The organism is Falsiroseomonas sp. E2-1-a20, assembly GCF_051433195.1.
Lineage (GTDB): Bacteria > Pseudomonadota > Alphaproteobacteria > Acetobacterales > Acetobacteraceae > Falsiroseomonas.
In genome coordinates this window covers 56,897-76,023 of record NZ_JBHMFT010000002.1, presented here as the reverse complement: position 1 = coordinate 76,023, position 19,127 = coordinate 56,897, and the positions used below count along the sequence as shown (strand labels likewise).

21 protein-coding genes are annotated in these 19,127 nt (G+C 71.7%); 11 read left to right on the top strand and 10 right to left on the bottom strand.

What is annotated here, in order from left to right; translation table 11 throughout:
* Window positions 1–7 precede the first annotated feature (7 nt).
* Complete coding sequence (locus ACFHPP_RS02815; RefSeq protein ID WP_437161748.1) at window positions 8–157, bottom strand: hypothetical protein; 150 nt, start codon at window positions 155–157, stop codon at window positions 8–10.
* A 163-nt stretch (window positions 158–320) separates the two neighbouring features.
* Between ACFHPP_RS02815 and ACFHPP_RS02810 the strand changes: the two genes are divergently transcribed.
* The 4 genes from ACFHPP_RS02810 to ACFHPP_RS02795 are packed head-to-tail and all read left to right on the top strand — an operon-like array spanning window position 321 to window position 4,007.
* Window positions 321–1,229, top strand: a complete 909-nt coding sequence (locus ACFHPP_RS02810) for a transglutaminase family protein (RefSeq protein WP_437161747.1) — start codon at window positions 321–323, stop codon at window positions 1,227–1,229.
* 51 nt (window positions 1,230–1,280) lie between these two features.
* A complete protein-coding gene (locus ACFHPP_RS02805) occupies window positions 1,281–2,090 on the top strand; it encodes a transglutaminase-like domain-containing protein (RefSeq protein ID WP_437161746.1) in 810 nt (269 codons plus the stop codon).
* A gap of 2 nt (window positions 2,091–2,092) precedes the next feature.
* Window positions 2,093–2,848 carry an N-formylglutamate amidohydrolase gene (locus ACFHPP_RS02800; RefSeq protein ID WP_437161745.1) on the top strand — a complete coding sequence of 252 codons (756 nt, stop codon included), beginning with the start codon at window positions 2,093–2,095 and terminating at the stop codon, window positions 2,846–2,848.
* A 49-nt stretch (window positions 2,849–2,897) separates the two neighbouring features.
* Window positions 2,898–4,007 (top strand): ABC transporter ATP-binding protein, encoded by a 1,110-nt coding sequence (locus ACFHPP_RS02795; RefSeq protein WP_437161744.1) that lies wholly within the window; start codon window positions 2,898–2,900, stop codon window positions 4,005–4,007.
* Window positions 4,008–4,014: 7 nt separating this feature from the next.
* Here ACFHPP_RS02795 and ACFHPP_RS02790 read toward each other — a convergent pair whose 3' ends face one another.
* The 4 genes from ACFHPP_RS02790 to ACFHPP_RS02775 form a co-directional block, all read right to left on the bottom strand.
* Window positions 4,015–5,019, bottom strand: a complete 1,005-nt coding sequence (locus tag ACFHPP_RS02790; RefSeq protein ID WP_437161743.1) for an aldo/keto reductase — start codon at window positions 5,017–5,019, stop codon at window positions 4,015–4,017.
* A 201-nt stretch (window positions 5,020–5,220) separates the two neighbouring features.
* On the bottom strand, window positions 5,221–6,699 hold the full coding sequence (locus ACFHPP_RS02785) for a hypothetical protein (RefSeq protein ID WP_437161742.1): 1,479 nt from the start codon (window positions 6,697–6,699) through the stop codon (window positions 5,221–5,223).
* Window positions 6,700–6,842: 143 nt separating this feature from the next.
* Window positions 6,843–7,154 carry a putative quinol monooxygenase gene (locus ACFHPP_RS02780; protein WP_437161741.1) on the bottom strand — a complete coding sequence of 104 codons (312 nt, stop codon included), beginning with the start codon at window positions 7,152–7,154 and terminating at the stop codon, window positions 6,843–6,845.
* Window positions 7,155–7,215: 61 nt separating this feature from the next.
* Entirely contained in the window at window positions 7,216–7,971 is a 756-nt protein-coding gene (locus ACFHPP_RS02775) for an SDR family NAD(P)-dependent oxidoreductase (RefSeq protein WP_437161740.1), read from the bottom strand.
* 113 nt (window positions 7,972–8,084) lie between these two features.
* Between ACFHPP_RS02775 and ACFHPP_RS02770 the strand changes: the two genes are divergently transcribed.
* The 5 genes from ACFHPP_RS02770 (at window position 8,085) to ACFHPP_RS02750 (ending at window position 13,016) form a co-directional block, all read left to right on the top strand.
* A complete protein-coding gene (locus tag ACFHPP_RS02770) occupies window positions 8,085–9,116 on the top strand; it encodes an ABC transporter substrate-binding protein (RefSeq protein WP_437161739.1) in 1,032 nt (343 codons plus the stop codon).
* Window positions 9,117–9,121: 5 nt separating this feature from the next.
* The gene (locus tag ACFHPP_RS02765; RefSeq protein ID WP_437161738.1) at window positions 9,122–10,663 is read left to right on the top strand and encodes an amidohydrolase family protein; all 1,542 of its coding nucleotides are present in this window, start codon (window positions 9,122–9,124) and stop codon (window positions 10,661–10,663) included.
* 81 nt (window positions 10,664–10,744) lie between these two features.
* A complete protein-coding gene (locus ACFHPP_RS02760; protein ID WP_437161737.1) occupies window positions 10,745–11,728 on the top strand; it encodes a phosphatidate cytidylyltransferase in 984 nt (327 codons plus the stop codon).
* Window positions 11,725–12,441, top strand: a complete 717-nt coding sequence (locus ACFHPP_RS02755; protein WP_437161736.1) for a lysophospholipid acyltransferase family protein — start codon at window positions 11,725–11,727, stop codon at window positions 12,439–12,441. The genes ACFHPP_RS02760 and ACFHPP_RS02755 overlap by 4 nt, the downstream gene beginning before the upstream one ends.
* Complete coding sequence (locus ACFHPP_RS02750; RefSeq protein ID WP_437161735.1) at window positions 12,438–13,016, top strand: CDP-alcohol phosphatidyltransferase family protein; 579 nt, start codon at window positions 12,438–12,440, stop codon at window positions 13,014–13,016. Before ACFHPP_RS02755 ends, ACFHPP_RS02750 begins: the two co-directional genes overlap by 4 nt.
* Window position 13,017: 1 nt before the next feature.
* Here ACFHPP_RS02750 and ACFHPP_RS02745 read toward each other — a convergent pair whose 3' ends face one another.
* The 5 genes from ACFHPP_RS02745 to ACFHPP_RS02725 form a co-directional block, all read right to left on the bottom strand.
* On the bottom strand, window positions 13,018–14,193 hold the full coding sequence (locus ACFHPP_RS02745) for a sensor histidine kinase (RefSeq protein WP_437161734.1): 1,176 nt from the start codon (window positions 14,191–14,193) through the stop codon (window positions 13,018–13,020).
* Between the two features lie 148 nt (window positions 14,194–14,341).
* Window positions 14,342–15,238, bottom strand: coding sequence for an amidohydrolase family protein (locus ACFHPP_RS02740; RefSeq protein WP_437161733.1), 897 nt, complete (start codon window positions 15,236–15,238; stop codon window positions 14,342–14,344).
* A complete protein-coding gene (locus ACFHPP_RS02735) occupies window positions 15,235–15,807 on the bottom strand; it encodes a histidine phosphatase family protein (protein ID WP_437161732.1) in 573 nt (190 codons plus the stop codon). Before ACFHPP_RS02735 ends, ACFHPP_RS02740 begins: the two co-directional genes overlap by 4 nt.
* A 10-nt stretch (window positions 15,808–15,817) precedes the next feature.
* Complete coding sequence (locus tag ACFHPP_RS02730) at window positions 15,818–16,459, bottom strand: glutathione S-transferase family protein (protein ID WP_437161731.1); 642 nt, start codon at window positions 16,457–16,459, stop codon at window positions 15,818–15,820.
* Window positions 16,460–16,484: 25 nt separating this feature from the next.
* Complete coding sequence (locus tag ACFHPP_RS02725) at window positions 16,485–17,108, bottom strand: glutathione S-transferase family protein (protein ID WP_437161730.1); 624 nt, start codon at window positions 17,106–17,108, stop codon at window positions 16,485–16,487.
* Window positions 17,109–17,226: 118 nt separating this feature from the next.
* On the opposite strand from ACFHPP_RS02725, the gene ACFHPP_RS02720 reads away from it, so the two are divergent.
* Complete coding sequence (locus ACFHPP_RS02720; protein ID WP_437161729.1) at window positions 17,227–18,207, top strand: Bug family tripartite tricarboxylate transporter substrate binding protein; 981 nt, start codon at window positions 17,227–17,229, stop codon at window positions 18,205–18,207.
* Between the two features lie 10 nt (window positions 18,208–18,217).
* A complete protein-coding gene (locus ACFHPP_RS02715; RefSeq protein WP_437161728.1) occupies window positions 18,218–19,111 on the top strand; it encodes a fumarylacetoacetate hydrolase family protein in 894 nt (297 codons plus the stop codon).
* Window positions 19,112–19,127: the final 16 nt, after the last annotated feature.

The following is a 19,127-nucleotide window of genomic DNA, read 5'->3' as shown; positions in this document are numbered from 1 at the left end:
CGCACCCTTAGGCGATCATCGCGAAGTCGGGGATCAGGAGGAAGCCGATGCGGGTGGGCGCCCGCTCCGCCGGCGAGTCCGCCCTGCCGCGCCGCGTCTGCCCGCGCGGGTGGGGCAAGCCGGAGGAGGCGGAGCGCAGGGGCGAGTGGTTGGGCATCGGATCGCGCCATGGTAGAATATACGATCCACTCTGTCCACCATTCGGTGCTTGCCGCAGCAGCGGCCGCAGCCTAAGGAGGGCCCACGCATCGCGCCGCGCCGTGCCGGCGCCCCGCCCCTGCGTCCCAAGGCCTCCTGAAACATCGCAGCCGGAGAGCCCGATGCCCGTCCTCTCCGTGCGTCATGTCACGACCTATCGCTACAAGCAGCCGGTTGCCTTCGGCGAGCACCGCATGATGCTGCGGCCGCGCGAGGGGCACGACCAGCGCATCCTCGACGCCGCGCTGGCCATCACGCCGAAGCCGGTGGAGTTGCGCTGGCTGCACGACGTGTTCGGCAACAGCGTCGGCGTCGCACGCTTCAGCGGGCGCGCGAAGGAATTGCGCTTCGACAGCACGGTGCGGCTGGACCACGCGCCGATCAACGCGCTGGACTATCCGATCAACGAGGACGCCAGCAGCTACCCCTTCGCCTACGACGTCGACGAACTGCCCGACCTCGCCCGGTCGATCGAGCGGCAATATGCCGACCCGGATCACGCCGTGGAACGCTGGGCCCGGAAGTTCGTCCGCCGCAACGGCCCGACCGGCACGCGCGACCTGCTGACCCGCATGACGCACGGCATCCGGGAAAGCTTCGACTACATCGCGCGGTCGGAACGCGGCGTGCAGGCGCCGGTGCAGACGCTGCGGCTGGGCAGCGGCACCTGCCGCGACTTCGCGGTGTTCATGATCGAGGCGCTGCGCGCGCTCGGCCTCGCGGCACGCTTCGTCTCCGGCTACCTGTACGTGCCGCAGGCCGGCGGGCGGGTCGGCGGAGGCGCCACCCATGCCTGGCTGCGCGTCTATGTCCCCGGCGCCGGCTGGGTGGAACTGGACCCGACCAATGCCATCATCGGCAACCGCGACCTGATCCGTGTCGCCGTGGCCCGCGACCACCGGCACGCCATTCCGCTGCACGGCACCTGGACCGGCTTTCCCGCGGATGACCTCGGCATGACCGTCGAGGTCAGCGTCACGGCGGTCGAGCCGATCCCGGTTGCGGTTCCGAAGGCGGCCCTGCAACCCTAGGCCCATCGTTACGTTCAGCCTGTCATTCCGCCCAATTCGAGGAGCACCGCCATGCGCATCAGCGCCGGCTGCCAGATTACCTATGACTGCCCGCAGCCCACGCCGATGATGCTGATGGTCAGCCCGCATCCGTCGCGCCTGCCCGACCTGGTCGGGCCGCACCGGATGAGCTTCGACCCGCCGATCCCGCACCGCGACTACGTCGATGGCTTCGGCAACACCTGCACGCGCATCGTGGCGCCGGCCGGGCGCCTGACCATTTCCACCAGCTTCGTCGTGCAGGATAGCGGCCAGCCCGACACCATCCTGCCGCACGCGCAGCAGCACAGGGTGGAGGATTTGCCGGACGACGCGCTGGTGTACCTGCTGGGCAGCCGCTACTGCGACACGGACAAGCTGGGCGACACCGCCTGGGCGATGTTCGGCAACGGGCCGACCGGCTGGGCGCGGGTGCAGGCGATCTGCGACTACGCGCACAACCACATCACCTTCGACTACCAGCGCGCCAGTTCCACCCGCAGCGCGGCGGACGCGCATCGCGAACAGGTCGGCGTCTGCCGCGATTTCGCGCATCTGGCGGTGACGCTGTGCCGCTGCGTCAACATCCCGGCGCGCTACTGCACCGGCTACCTCGGCGACATCGGCATGCCGCCGCCGTACGGCCCGATGGATTTCGCGGCGTGGTTCGAGGTGTATCTCGACGGCGCCTGGCACACCTTCGACGCCCGCAACAACATGCCGCGCATCGGCCGCATCCTGATGGCGCGCGGCCGCGACGCGACCGACGTGGCCATCGCCACCACCTTCGGCCCCTGCACCCTGTCCGGCTTCAACGTCATCACCGACGAGGTCACGGCCTGAGCATGGAGCCCGCCGCCGTCAGCCCGGCCGCCGTCAGCGTCGTGAACGAGGGCGGCGGCGCGCGGCTGGTGCTGGTCTGCGAACATGCCTCCAACCACATCCCGGCGCGCTTCGGCGCGCTCGGGCTGCCAGCGGCCGAGCTGCAGCGGCACATCGCCTGGGACATCGGCGCCGCGGCGCTGTCCCGGCGGCTGTCGGCGTTGCTGGACGCACCGCTGTTCCTCTCGGGCAATTCGCGCCTGCTGATCGACTGCAACCGGCCGCCCGGCGCACCCAGCAGCATCCCGCTGCGCAGCGAGGCCACGGACATTCCCGGCAACCAGGGGCTGACGCCAGCGGAGGTGGCGGCGCGGCAGGCGCTGTTCTTCACCCCCTTCCAGGACCGCATCGCCCGGTACCTGGATGCCTGCGGGCCGGTCGCGGTCATCGGCATCCACAGCTTCACCCCGGTGTTCCACGGCGTGGCGCGGCCCTGGCAGGCCGGCGTACTGCACGGCGCGGCGACGGCCTTTGGCCAGGCGCTGATCGAAGGGCTGCGGGCGGACCCGGCGCTGACCGTGGGCGACAACGAGCCCTACCGCATCGACATCGCGGAGGACTACACCGTGCCGGTGCATGGCGATGCCCGCGGCAACCCGGCCGCGCTGATCGAGGTGCGGCAGGACCTGCTGGCCGATGCGGCCGGCATCGAGGCCTGGGCGCAACGCCTGGCACCCATCCTGCGTCAAGCCGCGGAGCGCCTCCAAACCGTCACGTGACGAAGCGGCGGCGCTGCGCGATGAGGGCCGGTATCCTCGGGATCATCCCATGCCGCGCTCCGAACACCCGCCGGCGCTGGACCGCGTGATCGCGGACCCCGCGCTGCCGAGCCTGGTGGTGGACCAGGTCTCCAAGCAGTTCGGCGAGACCCGCGTGCTGGACCGCACCAGCTTCACCGCCCTGCCCGGGGAATTGCTGGCCCTCGTCGGCCCGTCCGGCTGTGGGAAATCCGTGCTGCTGCGCGCCCTGGCGGGGCTCGATCCGGCGGATAGCGGGCGCATCGCGCAGGACGGCCAGGACGTGACCTTTCGCCCGGCCGCGTCTCGCGATGCCGGCTGGCTGATCCAGCGCCAGGGCACCCCGCCGGGGGAGACCGTGTCCGGCAGCCTGGACCAGGCGCTGCGCGGCCGCGCCTGGCCGCGGCCACGGCGGCAGCAGCGGGTGCAGGAGTTGCTGTCCCTGCTGCAACTGGCCGAGGAGGCCGCAAGGGCGCCGGCGCAGCTCTCCGCCGGGCAGGCCCAGCGGCTGGCGCTGGGCCGGGCGCTGGCGGCGGAGCCGGGGCTGCTGCTGCTGGATGATCCGCTCTCGGCCCAGGATGCGCCGCTGCGGCGGCTGCTGCGGCAGGAGTTGCGGGCGCTGCAACGCCGGCTCGGCACCACCACCATCCTGGCGACGCAGGACCAGGAGATGGCGCTGGCCATGGCGGACCGCGTGCTGGTGATGGCGCGTGGCCGCATCGTGCAGGACGGCACGCCGGAGGCTGTGTACCGGATGCCGGCCAGCGCCTTCGTCGCCGGCTTCCTCGGCCGCGGCAGCCACTTCGATGGGGTGGTGGAGGCGCCGCCGGGGATGGTGCTGGCCGCGGGCCACCTGCTGCCCTGCCGCGCCGCCCGGCCGCTGCTGTTCGGCACGCCGGTGCAGTGCTTCGTGCGGCCGGAGGATGTGCGGATCGGCCAGGCTGCCCTGGCTCTGCCGGGCAGGTTCCAGGCGGTGGTGGCGCAGGTGGAATTCCGTGGCCCCGCCTGGCGCCTTTTCCTGGAGGCCGGGCGGCTGCGGCTGGAGGCCGATGTGCCGTCCGTAGCACCGCCCGCGCCGGGCGAGGTTCTGTGCGTCGCGCTGCCGGCCGACCGCCTGCTGGCCTTCCCCTTCGAGCCGTGAGGCCTCGTCAGCGCGCGATGCGGCCTTCCAGCGGATAGGCCGGGTCGTTGTAGCCGGGCGTGGAAGGATGCCCGGGCGTGACCAGCGCATCGACCAGCGCCTCGTCCTCAGGCGTGAAACGGTAGGCGAGCGCGCCCATGTAGTCCTCCCAATGCGCTTCCGTCCGCGGGCCGACGATGGCGCCGGTAACCAGGCGGTTGTTCAGCACCCAGGCCAGTGCGAACTGCCCCGGAGTCAGGCCGCGCTCCGCGGCGCGCTGCGCCATCTCGGCGGCGATCGCCAGGCTTTCGGGGCGCCACTCCGTCTCCATCATGCGCTTGTCCTGGCGCGCGGCGCGGGTGCCCTCGGGCGGGGCGGCGTCCGGCTTGTACTTGCCGGTCAGCACGCCGCGCGCCAGCGGCGAATAGGGAAACACGCCCAGGCCGAGATTGGCGCAGGCCGGCAGGTGCTCCACCTCCACCATCCGGTTCAGCGCGTTGTACAGCGGCTGGCTGACCACCGGGCGGTCGATGCCGGCCAGGTCGCACAGCCGGCAGATTTCCGCCACGCGCCAAGCGCGATGGTTGGAGACGCCGAAATGCCGGATCTTCCCGGCCCGCACCAGGTCCGCCATCGCGTGCACGGATTCCGCCAGCGGCGTCGCGTGGTCTTCCTTGTGCCAGTAAAGGATGTCGATGCACTCGGCCCCGAGTCGCCGCAGGCTGGCCTCCACCGCGAGGAAGGCGTAGCGGCGCGACAGGCCGCCGCCATTCGGGCCGGGCTGCACGGGGTTCGCCAGCTTCGTCGCCAGCACCCACCAGGCGCGGTCGGCGGCGATGGCGCGGCCCACCACCTGCTCGGACGCGCCGCCGTTGTAGGCATCGGCGGTGTCGATGAAGTTGATGCCCTGGCCGCGGGCACGGTCGACGATGCGCCGGCTGGTGGCCTCGTCCGTCGCCCCGCCGAACATCATGGCGCCGAGGCAGAGCGGCGAGACCTTGAGGCCGCTGCGCCCGAGATTGCGGTAGTCCATGCGTCGTTCCTCACCCGGCCTGTTGGCGGCAGCCTAGCCGCCGAGGAGAGGCGACGGAACCCGGCGGCCTACCGGCGGCGGCCGCGGCGGAACATGCCCCAGAGGCCGCGCAGGATGGCGATGTTGCGGATAAGCCTGAACATGTCGGTCGTCTCCCTCTGTGTCAGGGATGACAGCGCGGCAACCCGCCTCCGGTTGCGGTCAGCCCGCCGGGGTTTCCGCCGGGCGCAGCCTTCGCCCGAAGGCCAGGATCGCCAGCAACGGCAGCGCCAGCCCCACCACCGTCGCGGCGATGACGAGATCCGGCAGCGCGGCGTAGGCCCCGCGTTCCACCACGAACACCGCGTTCAGGCCGCGGGAGACGATGGCACCGGCCTGCAGCGCCAGGTTCATCAGGGACGCCATCAGCGCGAACCAGGTGGCCCGCCGCCCCTCCGGCGCATGCATCGCGATCAGCGTCAGCATCGGGATCATGGCGAGCTGCGCCATCGGCGCCGAGAAGGCGGTATCGACCAGCCCGATGGTGCGGGCGCCGAAGCCGAACACCTGTTCGGTCCATTCATGCAGGCCGAACAGCATGCCGATGGTCGGCAGCATGAAGGCCGCGTTCAGCACCGCCAGCCAGAAGAACACGCTGCCGAGCGGCCAGCGCACGATCCGCCCGCCGAGCAGCAGCGCGCCGGCGATCGCAAGGCCGGTGCCAAGCTGACCGAGCGTGCCGAAGAAGCCCTGGCTGTAGCCCAGCACGTCGATCTGCCACCATTGCAGCGCCGGCCCCGGCTGCGGCATGGCGCGGAAGGCGAAGATGATGAGGCCGGCGGCGGCCATGGCGCGGCGGGTTTCCGGCGGCACGCCGGCCACCGTCAGCCGCAGCAGCGCCAGCAGCACGACCAGCGCCAGCAGGAAGCCGATCTCCTCGGCGAAGGGCGGCTGCGCCAGGCCGAGCGTCAGCATCGCCGCGCCGAAGGCCGCACCGCCCCACAGCACCCGCGCATCCGGGCGCTCCCGCGCCTCGCCGGTCTCCCGCAGCAGGAAGGCGGCGATCAGGGAAGGCAGCGGCAGCAGGGCGGCGATCAGGAAGATGGTGGAGGCCGGCCAGACCTGCGCCAGCCAGCCGCCGAGGCCGGCGGTCGCGAAGGCGCCGCCCATCACCGCGACGCGGCCGAGCACCTGCACGTCGCCCAGTTCCGCCTGCACCACATCCGGGTCGCGTGGCGTACCGTCCGCGTTGGTCCGATCGACCACCTCCGTCGTCATCGCATCCGCGACGCTGTCCTGCACCACCAGCCCGATGACCGCCGCCAGCGAGGCGGCGACATAGGCGGCCTCGGCCGGCACCGGCGCGGTCAGCCCCGCCGCGGCGGCGGCCAGCATCAGGTTGGCGGCGACCTGCAACGCCGCGCCGAGCAGGACATAGGCGCGGCGGCGGGAGCCGAGGATGGGCACCGTATCGATGAGGTGCCCGACCACCATCTTCAGCGTCCAGGGCACCGTCAGCCAGGCCGCCAGCGCCAGCAGGCTGGTGGCGGACAGTCCGAGCTGTTCGCGCACCCAGAAGGTCTCGGCGATGGCCGCGAAGCCGCTGGCGCCGGCGACCAGGTAGATCAGCAGCGGCGGCGCGGTGCGCCGGTTCAGCATGGCCAGCGGCGCCAGCCAGCCGCGGGCGGGCGGGTCAGCCACCGCTCATGCTCGGCTCAGGACGTGGCAACCTGCGGCCGGCACCGCCGGCCGAGGCCGCGAATGCGGCCCGCCGCCGGTGCGGCGAGCCAAGCGAAGCGCCGGCGCCTGAGGGTGGGAATGCGCCAGCATTTCCACGGCCGGTATCAGGCTGCCGGCGACAGCACGTGGATGACGCGGCTGGCCACCATCTCCCGCGTCTTCGCCGCATAGGCCGCCATGTGGGGCGCGGCGCCGTGCGCGGCGAGTGCGGCGGGGCTTTCCCACTTCTCCACCACCACGAAGCTGTCCGGGCCGAGCGGGGTCTGGATGCGGCCGATGCCTTCCGCATCGATCGCCGGGCCGTATTCGATGCAGCCATCCTCGGCCAGAACGGCGGGGATGTTGGCGCGCATCTCCGTCAGCACCGCCTCCCGCATCCCGGGCTTCGTGGTGATGATGGCGAGCACATGGATCATCGGGGCGTTTCCCTGGTTGGGCCGGCAGGGTCCGCCGCGAGGGGGTGGGGCGTCAACCGGGTCAGACCAGCCCGCCATTCACATGCAGCACCTGGCCGGTGACATAGCCGGCGCCGGGCGAGGCGAGGTAGGCGACCGCCCGCGCCACATCCTCCGGCGTGCCGAGCCGGCCGAGCGGGATGCGCGCGCGCACGGCATCCCACTGCGCCGGGCTCAGCGCGGAATGGCCGCCGGCGTCCTTCTGGGTGAAGCCGGGGGCGACGGCGTTGACGGTGGTGCCGGATTTCGCCGCCTCCACCGCCAGGGACCGCACCAGGGCCTCCACCCCCGCCTTGGCGGCCGCGGTCGCCGGGAACAGCGTGGCATCGGTGCGGAAGACATGCGCGACGAAGGAGGAGATGGCGACGAGGCGCGGCGCCTCGCCCGCCGCCAGCACCGGCAGGGCGGCACGGGCCAGCCGCAGGAAGGCCCACAGCACGGTGTCCATGGATTTCGCGAAGCCGGCATCGGTCAGGTCGGCGACCGGCGTGCGGTCGGCGAAGCCGGCATTGGCCACGACGACGTCCAGCCAGCCGAAGCGCGCCACGGCCTGCGCCACCAGCGCCGCGGGCGTCCCGGCCTCCCCGATGTCGCCGAGCGCCACCTCGGCCAGCCCGCCGGCCTCGCGCACCGCGCCGGCGGTGCGCTCCGCACCCTCCGCATTGCGGCGGGTGTGCACCAGGATGGCGGTGCCCGGCCCGGCCAGCGCGCGGCAGCAGGCGGCGCCGATGCCGGTCGCGGCACCGGTGACCAGGATGGTACGGGGGCGGCTCGGCATCGGGGCACTCCTTCGGGGAAGGACCAGGATGTGGGGGACGCCGCGGTGCCGCAAGCTGGCCCAAACATTGCAGGGCCTCCATCAGCTATCCCGCCCTGCAAGGACCTCCCCCGATGCGTCTTTCGCGCCGCACGCTGCTCGCCGCCGGCCCCACGCTGCTGGCCGCCCCCGCCCTCGCCCAGAGCCTCACGCCCATCCGCTTCACGCTGGACTGGCGCTTCCAGGGCATCCATTCCTGGTTCTACCTGGCCCGGGAGCGCGGCTGGTTCCGCGAGGCGGGGCTGGAGGTGACGATCGACCAGGGCGACGGCTCCGCCGGCACCATCACCCGCGTCATGTCGAATGCCTATGACGCAGGCTTCGGCGACATGAACGCGATCATCCAGCAGGCAGCCAACCGGCCCGGCGAACAGCCGCTGATGGTCTACCAGATCTACAACAAGGGCCCCTTCGCCGTGCTGACCAAGGCGGACGGGCCGATCAAGACGCTGGCCGACCTGCAGGGCCGCAAGCTCGGCGGGCCGACCGGGTCGTCCGCCATCCTGCTGTGGCCGCTGCTGGCGCGGCTGTCGGGCGTCGACGCCTCGAAGGTCGAGATCGTCAACATGTCGCCCACGCTGCAGGAGCCGATGCTGATCCGCGGCCAGGTGGATGCGGTGACGGCGTTCAGCCTGACCAGCCATTCCAACCTGGTCGGCCTCGGCCTCAATCCGGACCGCGACTTCCGCTGGTTCATGTTCGCGGATTCGGGGATCGAGGCCTATTCGAACGGCGTCATGGTCTCCCAAAGGCTGGCGCGGGACAATCCGAACGCGGTGCGGGGGCTTGTGGCCGCGATCAACCGGGCCATGATCGAGGTCGGCCGCAACCCGGCCATGGGGGCGCAGTTGATGCAGCGGGTCGAGGCGACCATCAATGTCGAGGTCGAGCGCCAGCGCATCGAATTCGCCTGGCGCGCGGTGATGGCGGTGCCGGAGACCATGCAGCTCGGCGCCGGCGACCTGGACGATGCGCGCCTGACCCGCGCCATCGCGCAGACGGTGGAGGTGTTCGGCCTGCCGCGCACGCCGACGCCGGCCCAGGTGTTCAGCCGCGCCTTCCTGCCGGCGCGCGACCAGCGCGAGCTGCCGCCGGCACGGGCCTGACACCAATGCCCGGCACGCTGGAAGCCCACGCGCACGGCACGATGCTGATCCGCGGCGCGCGCGCCTGGGTGCCGGGCTGCGATCCGCACCGCCCGCCGGTGCGGGACGTGCTGATCCGGGAGGATCGCATCGTCGCGGTGTCCGAACCCGGCGGCCCGCCGCTGGAGGTGCCGATCGGGACGGAGGAGCTGGAAGCCTCCGGCCGCCTGCTGATCCCGGGCCTGGTCAGCGCGCATTACCATTCCTACGACACGCTGCTGAAGGGCCGCTTCGAGGACATGCCCTTCGACGTCTGGGCGCTGCATTCCCAGCCGGCCTATTGGGGCCGCAGGTCCAGGGCGGAGTTGCGCGCGCGCTCTCTGCTCGGCGCCATGGAGTGCCTGCGCAACGGCATCACCACCATCCAGGACATGAACAGCCTGGTGCCGCAGGATGAGGAGACGCTGGACATCATCCTGTCCGCCTATGCCGAGGTCGGCATCCGCGTGGTGTTCTCGATTGCCGTGCGGGACGTGCCGGACCTGGATATCGCGCCCTTCCTGCCGGAGATGACGCCGGAGGTGGCGGCGCTGGTCACCGGCAAGCCGGGCGACCCGGCGGCGGACCTCGCTTTCGTCGCGGCGCAGATCGCCCGCCTGTCGCCGCTGCCGCCGCGGCTGCACTGGGCCCTCAGCCCCTCCGGCCCGCAGCGGTCCTCCCGCCGGCTGCTGGAAGGCATCGCGGAGCTGTCGGAGTTGCACGGGCTGCCGGTGCTGACGCATGTGTATGAGACACGCGCACAGCTGGCGAAGGCGCGGCGCGAATACGGCGCCGATGGCGGGTCGCTGGTGCGGCACATGGCGGCCGTCGGGCTGCTGACGCCGCGAACCACGCTGGCGCACGCCATCTACATCACGCCGGAGGAGATCGAGCTTGTGGCGCGCGCCGGGGCGGGCGTGGTGCACAACCCGCTGGCCAATCTGAAGCTCAAGAACGGCGTCGCGCCGCTGGCCGACTTCAAGCGCCACGGCGTGCGGCTGGCGCTGGGCTGTGACAACAACAGCTGCTCCGACTGCCAGAACCTGTTCCAGGCCATGAAGATGTTCTGCCTGTTGTCGGCCGGCGGCGACGCGAATCCCGGCGGTGCGCTGGCCTGCGATGCGGTGGAGGCCGCCACCACCGGCGGCGCGCGTGCGGTGGGGCTGGAGGGGCAGGTCGGTGCCATCGTGCCAGGGATGAAGGCGGACCTCACGCTGCTGAACCTGGACGATCTCGCCTGGCAGCCGCTCGGCAGCGCGGCACGGCAGATGGTGTTCTCCGAGACCGGGCGCGGCGTGGACACGGTGCTGGTCGATGGCCGCATCGTGCTGCGCGGCGGCCGCCTGACCATGGTGGACGAAGCCGCCTTCCGCATGGAACTCGCCGAGGTGATGCAGCAGGTGGAGGCCGACTATGCCGCGCTGGTCGCCACCCAGGCGCCGGCCATCGCGCCGCTGCTGGAGGCGACGGCGCGCCTGTCCCGCCAGGATCTCGGTCTCAACCGCCTGATCGGGCGCGCAGCCGACTGAAACGAAGGTGAAACCGGCGGCGCTTCCCCCGCCGCGCCGGCTCCGTCATGGTCGGGCGGCGATCAGGGGACTCGACGCGGGATGAGTGGCTGGGACATCGCCTTCGGCCATCCGGTCACGCGCGGGCTGGTCGGCGCCACCATCGGCATCCTGCTGCTGGCCGCGACGGTGATCGGCACGCTGTCCGTCACCGGCCGCGCCAGCCCGGCCTTGCTGCGCGAATTGTGGCTGCGGCTGGGGTCCTGGGCGGTGCTGCTGCCGCTGATCATGGCGCCGATCCTGGCCGGACGCGTCTTCACCATCGCCGCCGTCACGCTGCTCGGCCTGGCCTGCCTGCGGGAGTATGACCGCGCCACAGGGCTGTTCCGCGAATACCTGCTGGTCGCCGTCGTCGCCATCGGCATCCTGGCCGCGAACTTCGCGGCGCTGGACCACTGGTACGGCTTTTTCGTCGCGCTGTGGCCGCTGACGGTGACGATCATCGCCGTCGCCTCCATCCCGCTGGACCGGCCCGCCGGCTACATCCAGCGCACGGCGCTGGCGATCTTCGCCTACATGCTGTTCGGCGCCGGGCTCGCGCATCTCGGCTACATGGCGAACGATCCAAACTACCGGCCGCTGCTGCTGCTGCTGGTGCTCGCCGTCGGGCTGAACGACGTGGCGGCCTTCACCAGCGGCAAGCTGATCGGGGGCGCGAAGCTGCTGCCGGCGACCAGCCCGAACAAGACCATCTCCGGCGCGCTCGGTGCCCTGGTCTGCACCACGCTGCTGGTCGCCTACGTTGCCGGGCTGATCTTCGAGGGCACGCCGATGGACAGCCCTTGGAAGCTGGTCCTGCTCGGTGCGCTGGTCAGCATCGGCGGGCAGGCCGGCGACCTGATGCTGTCCTCGATCAAGCGCGACATCGGCATCAAGGACATGGGCGTGCTGTTGCCCGGCCATGGTGGCATCCTGGATCGCTTCAACAGCCTGCTGCTGGTGGCGCCGGCGACCTTCCACCTGATCCAGTTCTACATCGGCTGGGGCCTGGATGCGCCGACGCGCATCCTGACCGGTGGCCCATGACGGACTGGCAGATCAGGCCGGCCCGCGACCTCGGCCTGCCCACGGCGGAACGCCTGCGCAGCCATGGTCGGGAGGCCGGGCTGGTCGGCACGCTGCTGCAGGGTGGCTGGCGGCGCCTGGTGCGCTTCTACATGGCGGCGATGCACCGGCTGGAGGTGACGGGGCGCGAACACCTGCCCGCGGCACCGCCCTATGTCATGGTCGCGAACCATTCGAGCCACCTCGATGCGCTGGCCGTCGCGGCGGCGCTGCGCGGGCCCGCGGCACGGCGCGCGCATGCGCTGGCGGCGGGCGATACCTTCTTCACCTCGACGCCGATGGCCGCCTTCGCCGCCTATGCGATCAACGCCCTGCCGGTCTGGCGCCGCAGGACCCGCATGAAGGATCTGGTGACGCTGCGCACGCGGCTGGAGGAGGATGCGCTGGTCTACATCCTGTTTCCCGAGGGCACCCGGTCCCGCGACGGCCACATGGCTGCCTTCCAGCCCGGCCTCGGCGCCTTCGTCGCGGGGTCCGCCGTGCCGGTGGTGCCGTGCTGGCTGGAAGGCGCGCACGCCGCCTGGCCGCCGCAGGCCCGCCTGCCGAAGCCGGGCCGCCTGCGCCTGCACATCGGCGCGCCGCTCAGCTTCGCCGACACGTCGCAGGACCGCGCCGGCTGGGCGCAGGTCGCTTCGCGCTGCGAGGATGCCGTGCGGGCGTTGGCTCCGAGATGACCCTGTATGAGCTGAAACCCCGCTTCCAGGCGCTGCTGCGGCCGATGGTCGGCCGCATGGCCGCCGCCGGCATCACCGCGAACCAGGTGACGCTGGCGGCCGCCCTCGGCTCCGTGGCACTCGGCGCGCTGCTGCTGGCGACGCGGAGCCATGCCTGGTTCCTGCTGGTGCCGCTGTGGCTGCTGCTGCGGATGGGGCTGAATGCCGTGGATGGCATGCTGGCGCGGGAGCACGGCCAGAAAAGCCGGCTCGGCGCCTACCTCAACGAACTGGGCGACGTGGTCTCCGACGCCGCGCTGTACGCCCCCTTCGCCCTGGTCGCGCCTTTCGGGCCGGGCTGGGTCGGCGCCGTGGTGGTGCTGTCCGTCGTCTCCGAATTCGCCGGCGTGCTGGGGGCGGAGCGACGCTACGACGGGCCGCTGGGCAAGAGCGACCGCGCGCTGGTCTTCGGCGCGCTCGGCCTGTGGATCGGCCTGGCCGGGCCGCTGCCCGGGGCGGCCTTCTGGATCATGCCGATCCTGGCCCTGCTGCTGGCCGCGACCACCGTGAACCGCGTGCGCGCCGGGCTGCGGTAGCCTACTGCCCCGGCGTCGGGATCTGTGGCGGCGCCAGGGTGGCGACGAAGCGGAACCGCTCGCCCGGCGGCCATTGCGCCACCAGCCCGCCACCGCGCAGCAGGGTGGACAGGATGCGCATGCCGAGGCCGCGGCCCTTCACCTTGTCATAGTCCTTCGGCGGGCCCTCGCCGCCATCCTCCACCGCCAGCGTGCCAGCACCATCCAGCCCGCCGATATCGAGCCGCACCACCACGCCGTCGCGGCCATATTTGAAGGCATTGGTCACCAGTTCCGTGACCACCAGGCCGAGCGTCGTCACCCGGTCCCCGTCCCAGACCTCGGCCTCGCTGGCCTCGGTGAGCTCCAGCTCCAGCGGCCGTTCCGAATCACCGACGCCGAGCGAATTGCGCAGATCCTCGATCAGGCCGCGCAGGTAGGTGCCGACCGAGACCTGGCCGATGGCGGGGCCGGAGAACAGGCGCTCATGCACCGCGCCGATCGTCATGATGCGGCGGGCAGCCTGTTCCAGTTGCAGGCGGGCTTCCGGATCCTCGACTTCCCGCAGTTGCAGCCGCAGCAGGGTCTGGGCGATCTGCAGGCTGTTCTTGACGCGGTGATGCGCCTCCCGCGTCAGCAGGTCGCGGTCGCGGCGATCGCGTTCGCGGTCGATGGCGAGGCCCATGACGTTGGCCAGCGCCTGGAGGAAATCGACGTCGCTGTCGGAGAACTCCTCCTCCTCGTCCTGGCTGTCGACCTCCAGCACGCCGAAGGGCGGTGCGCCGGCCTCGCCGCGGATCAGCACGTTCACCGCACGGCGGACGCCGTGTTCCACCATGATCTGCGGCGTGCGGAAGCGCCCCTCCCCGCCCAGGTGGTTCGAGATGACGGGCGCGCCGGTGCGCAGCGCGAAGCCGGCCGGGGAGGCAAGGTCGGTGCCGAACTTGATGACGCCGACCACGCCATCCCGCCAGCCGACCCCGGCGACGATCAGCAAGGCACCTTCGCCAGCGATATGCTGCAGGACCTTGGACAGCGTGGTACCCAGACCTTCCGCCGCCACGCGGGCTGCCTCGTTCAGCAGCGTCTCAAGATCCGGTCCACGCAACGCCTCGCGCCCGAAGGCGGAAATCAGTTGCTGCTGGCGCAGGCGGCGGCGCAACTCGCCACCGCTTTCAATCATGACCTCGCCGGACATCGCAGAGATTCCATTGCGCGCAGACTTCGATCCCGCGCCGAAACCCCTGTTCCGGCAACGCACCCGGCTTTCCATCCCATGCGCAGCGCAGCAATTGCAAGCGCTTGGCTGCGTAACGGTTCCGCGGCCTCGGCCGATTGCCATGCGGCTACCAGAACAGGCGCGCGGGCGTTTCCACCAGGATGCGCGCGCGATCCTCCGCGCGCGGCGTCCAGTCCGTGAACAGGTCCAGCAGCCCACCGTCATCCGGCATGGTCGCGGCGGGGATCGAGGTGTGCGGCCAATCGGTGCCCCACAGCAGCCGATCCGGGTTGGCGGCCAGCAGCGCCGCGTGGAACGGCCGCGCATCGGCATGATCCGGGAAGCCCGCCGAAAGCCGGTAGGGCGCCGAGAGCTTCACATGCGCCGCCCCCTCCCCCACCAGCCGCAGCAGCGCCTGGAAGCCGGGGTCCGCGATGCCGCGCGCCGCCGGCACCATCAGCATGTGGTCGAGCACCACCGGCATCTCGCGCGCGATTGCGGCAAGCTCCGCCGCGATGGCCGGCAGCCGGCGATGGTGGCAGAACACCTGCACCACCCAGCCCAGTTCGCGCATCACCGGGCGGAACCGCGCCAGAACCTCCAGCCCGACGCCCTGCACATAGCCCGGCCGCGCATCCGGTGCGTGTTCATGGAAGCGCAGTCCGCGCACGCCCAGGCGGTGCCAGTCGCGCAGCGCCTCCGGCGCGAGGCGCCCATCGGTGATGGCGATGGCGCGCAGACGGTCCGGTGCGCGCTCCAGCGCATCCAGCAGAACAGCGTTGTCGAAGCCATGCGCGTTGCCCTGCACCAGGACGCCGCGCGCAAGGCCAAGCCGGTCGAGCAGCGCGAGATAGGCCTCGACCGGCGCGTCCGGCGGCGTGTAGCCACGGCCCTCGGCGAAGGGGAACCGCGCCTCCGGCCCGAAGATGTGGGCATGGGCATCCACCGCGCCCGGCGGTGGCGCGACGCGCGGCCGGCGGGAAAGCGCGACCGGCCCGGCGATGCGGGCCGGCGTGGCGCTCATGCCTCGGCGGCCAGCAATGCGGGCGTGATGCGCCAGGCGGTGGTGCCGGCTTCAGGTGGCGCCATCAGCAGCGGCAGGGCGTTCGGCGTGCGCACATTCGCCTCCAGACCCGCGGCCTGGCGCAGCGCGCGGAACAGCGCGCCATGCGCCACGACCAGCACCGGCCCGGGCCGGGCCAGGGCGCGGTTGACGCCGCGCACGGCACGGTCCCGCAATCCGGCGAAGGTCTCGCCGCCCTCCGGCGTGTAGTCGCCGGCGATCCAGTCATCGTACCAGTCGCCCATCGGCAGGCCTTCCTGCACGCCGAAATTCACCTCGGCCAGGTCGGGGTCCAGCGTCACCGGCAGGCCGAGCAGCTCCGCCGTCACCTCCGCCGTGCGTCGCGCCCGCACCAGCGGGGAGGCCGAGATGCTGGCGATGCCGATCGGCTGGATGGTGCGCGCGGCGCGGGCGGCCTGCGCCTCGCCCACATGGTTCAGCGGGATGTCGGTGCGGCCCTGCGACAGGCCCTGGGCGTTCCAGTCGGTCTCGCCGTGGCGCAGGAACCAGAAGGTGGTGGGGTGCAGCATGTTGCCTCGTCTATCCTCGCGCCTGTTCCGCGGCCTGCGCCGCCGCCACGCCCGGCATCGCCGCCACGCGCGCCTGCAGCGCCGCCAGATGGGTGAATGCCGCGACATCCAGCTTCAGGAAGCCGCCGAAGGCGAAGAGCCCGGCCAGGAAGATGTCCGGGGCCATGGGCTGTGCGGTGCCGAGCAGCGTGCCGCGGGCCTTGGCCACCGCCGCATCGGCAAAGGCCAGCGCCTGCGCCGCGCGGCCCGTGGCGTGGGCGCGCACCGCCTGCTGCGCCGCCTGGTCTTCCCCGACCAGGATTCGCGGGTTGAAGGCGGCCGAGAAGCTGCGGCCCATGGTCCAGTGGCACCAGGCGAGCCATTCCAGCCCCTTGGCCCGGCCGGTCGCATCGCGCGGCAGCAGCCCGGAGTCCGGCGCCGCCTCGGCGAACCAGGACAGGATGGCGGGGATTTCCGTGACGACGGTGCCATCCGGCAGTTGCAGCGCCGGCACCTCCCCCTTCGGGTTCATCGCCAGGTAGTCGGGGCGGCGCGTGTCGCCGGCGCGGATCGAGACGAAGCGCGCCTCGAACGGCACGCCGGAGACCATCGCGACCTGATGCGCGATGGAGCCGGAGCTGAAGGTGGAGGTCCAGAGGATCGGGGTGGACATGGGCTGGCTCCTAAGGCCCGGGGCCTTACGCCGGCAGCCCTTCCTGTTGCAGCGCGCGCTGCACGGCGGGGCGGGCCAGCATGGCGTCCAGGTGCTTCGCCAGGTGCGCCGGCAGGGTCATGCCGGACCGCCGCGTCGCCCAGTATTCCACGAAGAACAGCGCCGCATCCGCCACCGAATAGCCCGAGGCCAGGGCATAGGTGCCGCCGGCCCAGTTCCTGTCCAGCGTCTCGAAGTACTTGCCGGCCAGCGCCTTGCCCTGCTCGACCACCTTGGGGAAATCCGCCTCGTTGGGGGCGAAGTTGGCCGGGCGGAACTGGCGGGTGAAGCCCTGCGGGTGGATGGTGCCGCAGACGTAGTCCAGCAGCTCCAGGCAGCGGGTCTCGGCCTCGAATTCCGTGGGCACCAGGGCGGCTTCCGGGTTGGACTTGGCCAGCCACCAGGCGATCACCGGGAATTCGGTCAGCACCCGGCCATCGCCGCGGTCCAGCGCCGGGACCTTCGATTTCGGGTTCACCGCGACGTAGTCCGGCTTGTGCTGCGCGCCGTCCTTCAGCGCCACCGCCGACAGCTCGTAGGGCTTGCCGATCTCCTCCAGCACGATGTGGATTCCGAGCGAGCAGGCGCCGGGCGAGTAGTACAGCTTCATGGACGGTCTCCAAGGCAAGGGTTGCCGGGAGACTAGGATGCGCCGGGTGGGGCGTCACCCCCTTGGCCCGGCCGGCCGGGCATGTGCAGACTGTCGGCAACGAAGGGGAAAAGCCGGAATGACGACGCGTCGAGACCTGCTGGCCGGATTGGGCGCCACGCCGCTGCTGGCCATGCCGCGCCTGGCTCGCGCCCAGGGTGGCTACCCCGCCCGCGCCGTCACCATCGTCGTGCCGTTTCCGCCGGGCGGCGGCACCGATGTGCTGGCGCGCATCCTGGCGCAGAACCTCCAGGAAAGCTGGCGCCAATCCGTCGTGGTGGAGAATCGCGGCGGCGGGGCCGGGCGGATCGGCCTGCAGCAGGTGCAGCGGGCGCAGCCGGATGGCCATACGCTGCTGGTGACCTCGACCGGCGGGATCATGGGGCTGGCCGGCGCGGGCGGCGACGCGGCCTTCGGGGTGCGGGACCACCTGACACCGGTCAGCCTGATCGCGGCGCCGGCCTATGTCATCGCCATGCATCCCGGCGTCGGCGCGAAGACTGTCGGGGAACTGGTCGCGCTGGCGAAGCAGCGACCCGGCCACTTCACCTTCGGCAGCAGCGGCACCGGCGCGGCCAGCCACCTGGCGGCGGAGCTGTTTTGTTCGATGGCCGGCATCGAGATGCTGCACGTGCCCTATCGCGGCACCGGCCCGGCCCTGACGGACCTGATCGCCGGCCGCATCCACCTGATGTTCGCGCCGCCGCAGACGGTCTCGGCGGCGGTCGCGGCGAACCAGGTGGTGAACCTCGCGGTAACTTCGGAGCGTGCCAGCGCCCTGCTGCCGGGCGTGCCGCCGGCCAGTTCCACCGGCCTGCCCGGCTATGCCGCCGTCGGCTGGTTCGGGCTGTTCGCGCCGAAGGGCCTGCCGGCGCCGATCGCCTCGAAGATCGCCGCGGATGCCGCGGCGGCTCTGTCCACCCAGGCGACGAAGGACCGGCTGGCGACGCTGGGCGCGGAGCCCGAGCCGCTGACGCCGGATGCCTTCACGGCCTACATCGACGCGGACATCGCCAAGTGGCAGCGCGTGGTCCGCGAACGCAACATCACCCTCGAATAGGCTCGATTCCATGATCCGGTTGGCGACCTTCCTCGCAGCGGGCGACCTGCGCCCGCGCCTCGGCGCCGTGGACGGCGATATGCTCCGCGACCTGTCCGCGGCGCATGGCCCGGATTGGGACATGCGGCGCGCCCTGCTGCTGCCGGTGTCGGCGCTGGCGGCGATGATCGCGCAGGCGCCGCAGCGCCACCCGATCGCGGCCTGCCACATCCTGCCGCCCATCACCAACCCCGGGAAGATCTTCTGCGTCGGCAAGAACAGCAAGGTGCACCGCGCGGAGCTGGTGGCGCAGGGCATGCTGAAGGAGGACCCGCAGGAGCCGACCGGCTTCGTGAAGCTGGCCGAGACGCTGGTCGGCGAAGGCGCCCGCGTGGCGCGGCCGGAAGGCATCACGACCTTCGACTACGAGCCGGAGCTTGCCTTCGTCGTCACCAGGCGCGCCTTCCATGTCGGGCGGGAAGATGCCCGGAGCTACGTCGGCGGGATCACGGTCCTGAACGACCTGACAGCCCGTGAAATCCAGAAGCAGGAGGTGGTGTCCGGCACCAAGTTCTGGGTCTCGAAGAACATGCCCGGCTTCTGCCCCGTCGGCCCCTATGTGGTACCGCTGGCGGAGGTCGCCGACCCCTACGACCTGTGGCTGACCTGCGACGTGAACGGCGAGCGCCGGCTGCGCGTGAACACGGATGAATACATCCACCGGATCGAGGGCATCATCGCCCACTTCACCCGCTTCATGCCCTTCGAGGTCGGCGACATCATCGCCACCGGCGCGCCGCGCGGCACCGCCATCGGGCATGCCAATGCGGCGGAGCTGTACCTGAAGCCGGGCGACACCTGCGTCGCGGGGCTTGAAGGCCTGATGCAGTTGACCACGCATGTGGTGGCGCCGGGCGAGGCCTGATCCGCCAGATCCTGAC

Excerpts from the sequence above, each read along its gene's own strand:
- ACFHPP_RS02765 (WP_437161738.1), top strand. The coding sequence starts at position 9,122 with ATGCCCGGCACGCTGGAAGCCCACGCGCACGGCACGATGCTGATCCGC.
- ACFHPP_RS02800 (WP_437161745.1), top strand. The coding sequence starts at position 2,093 with ATGGAGCCCGCCGCCGTCAGCCCGGCCGCCGTCAGCGTCGTGAACGAG.
- ACFHPP_RS02770 (WP_437161739.1), top strand. The coding sequence starts at position 8,085 with ATGCGTCTTTCGCGCCGCACGCTGCTCGCCGCCGGCCCCACGCTGCTG.
- ACFHPP_RS02740 (WP_437161733.1), bottom strand. The coding sequence starts at position 15,238 with ATGAGCGCCACGCCGGCCCGCATCGCCGGGCCGGTCGCGCTTTCCCGC.
- ACFHPP_RS02720 (WP_437161729.1), top strand. The coding sequence starts at position 17,227 with ATGACGACGCGTCGAGACCTGCTGGCCGGATTGGGCGCCACGCCGCTG.
- ACFHPP_RS02760 (WP_437161737.1), top strand. The coding sequence starts at position 10,745 with ATGAGTGGCTGGGACATCGCCTTCGGCCATCCGGTCACGCGCGGGCTG.
- ACFHPP_RS02810 (WP_437161747.1), top strand. The coding sequence starts at position 321 with ATGCCCGTCCTCTCCGTGCGTCATGTCACGACCTATCGCTACAAGCAG.
- ACFHPP_RS02815 (WP_437161748.1), bottom strand. The coding sequence starts at position 157 with ATGCCCAACCACTCGCCCCTGCGCTCCGCCTCCTCCGGCTTGCCCCAC.
- ACFHPP_RS02730 (WP_437161731.1), bottom strand. The coding sequence starts at position 16,459 with ATGTCCACCCCGATCCTCTGGACCTCCACCTTCAGCTCCGGCTCCATC.
- ACFHPP_RS02795 (WP_437161744.1), top strand. The coding sequence starts at position 2,898 with ATGCCGCGCTCCGAACACCCGCCGGCGCTGGACCGCGTGATCGCGGAC.
- ACFHPP_RS02780 (WP_437161741.1), bottom strand. The coding sequence starts at position 7,154 with ATGATCCATGTGCTCGCCATCATCACCACGAAGCCCGGGATGCGGGAG.
- ACFHPP_RS02725 (WP_437161730.1), bottom strand. The coding sequence starts at position 17,108 with ATGAAGCTGTACTACTCGCCCGGCGCCTGCTCGCTCGGAATCCACATC.
- ACFHPP_RS02735 (WP_437161732.1), bottom strand. The coding sequence starts at position 15,807 with ATGCTGCACCCCACCACCTTCTGGTTCCTGCGCCACGGCGAGACCGAC.
- ACFHPP_RS02775 (WP_437161740.1), bottom strand. The coding sequence starts at position 7,971 with ATGCCGAGCCGCCCCCGTACCATCCTGGTCACCGGTGCCGCGACCGGC.
- ACFHPP_RS02755 (WP_437161736.1), top strand. The coding sequence starts at position 11,725 with ATGACGGACTGGCAGATCAGGCCGGCCCGCGACCTCGGCCTGCCCACG.
- ACFHPP_RS02750 (WP_437161735.1), top strand. The coding sequence starts at position 12,438 with ATGACCCTGTATGAGCTGAAACCCCGCTTCCAGGCGCTGCTGCGGCCG.
- ACFHPP_RS02790 (WP_437161743.1), bottom strand. The coding sequence starts at position 5,019 with ATGGACTACCGCAATCTCGGGCGCAGCGGCCTCAAGGTCTCGCCGCTC.
- ACFHPP_RS02745 (WP_437161734.1), bottom strand. The coding sequence starts at position 14,193 with ATGTCCGGCGAGGTCATGATTGAAAGCGGTGGCGAGTTGCGCCGCCGC.
- ACFHPP_RS02805 (WP_437161746.1), top strand. The coding sequence starts at position 1,281 with ATGCGCATCAGCGCCGGCTGCCAGATTACCTATGACTGCCCGCAGCCC.
- ACFHPP_RS02715 (WP_437161728.1), top strand. The coding sequence starts at position 18,218 with ATGATCCGGTTGGCGACCTTCCTCGCAGCGGGCGACCTGCGCCCGCGC.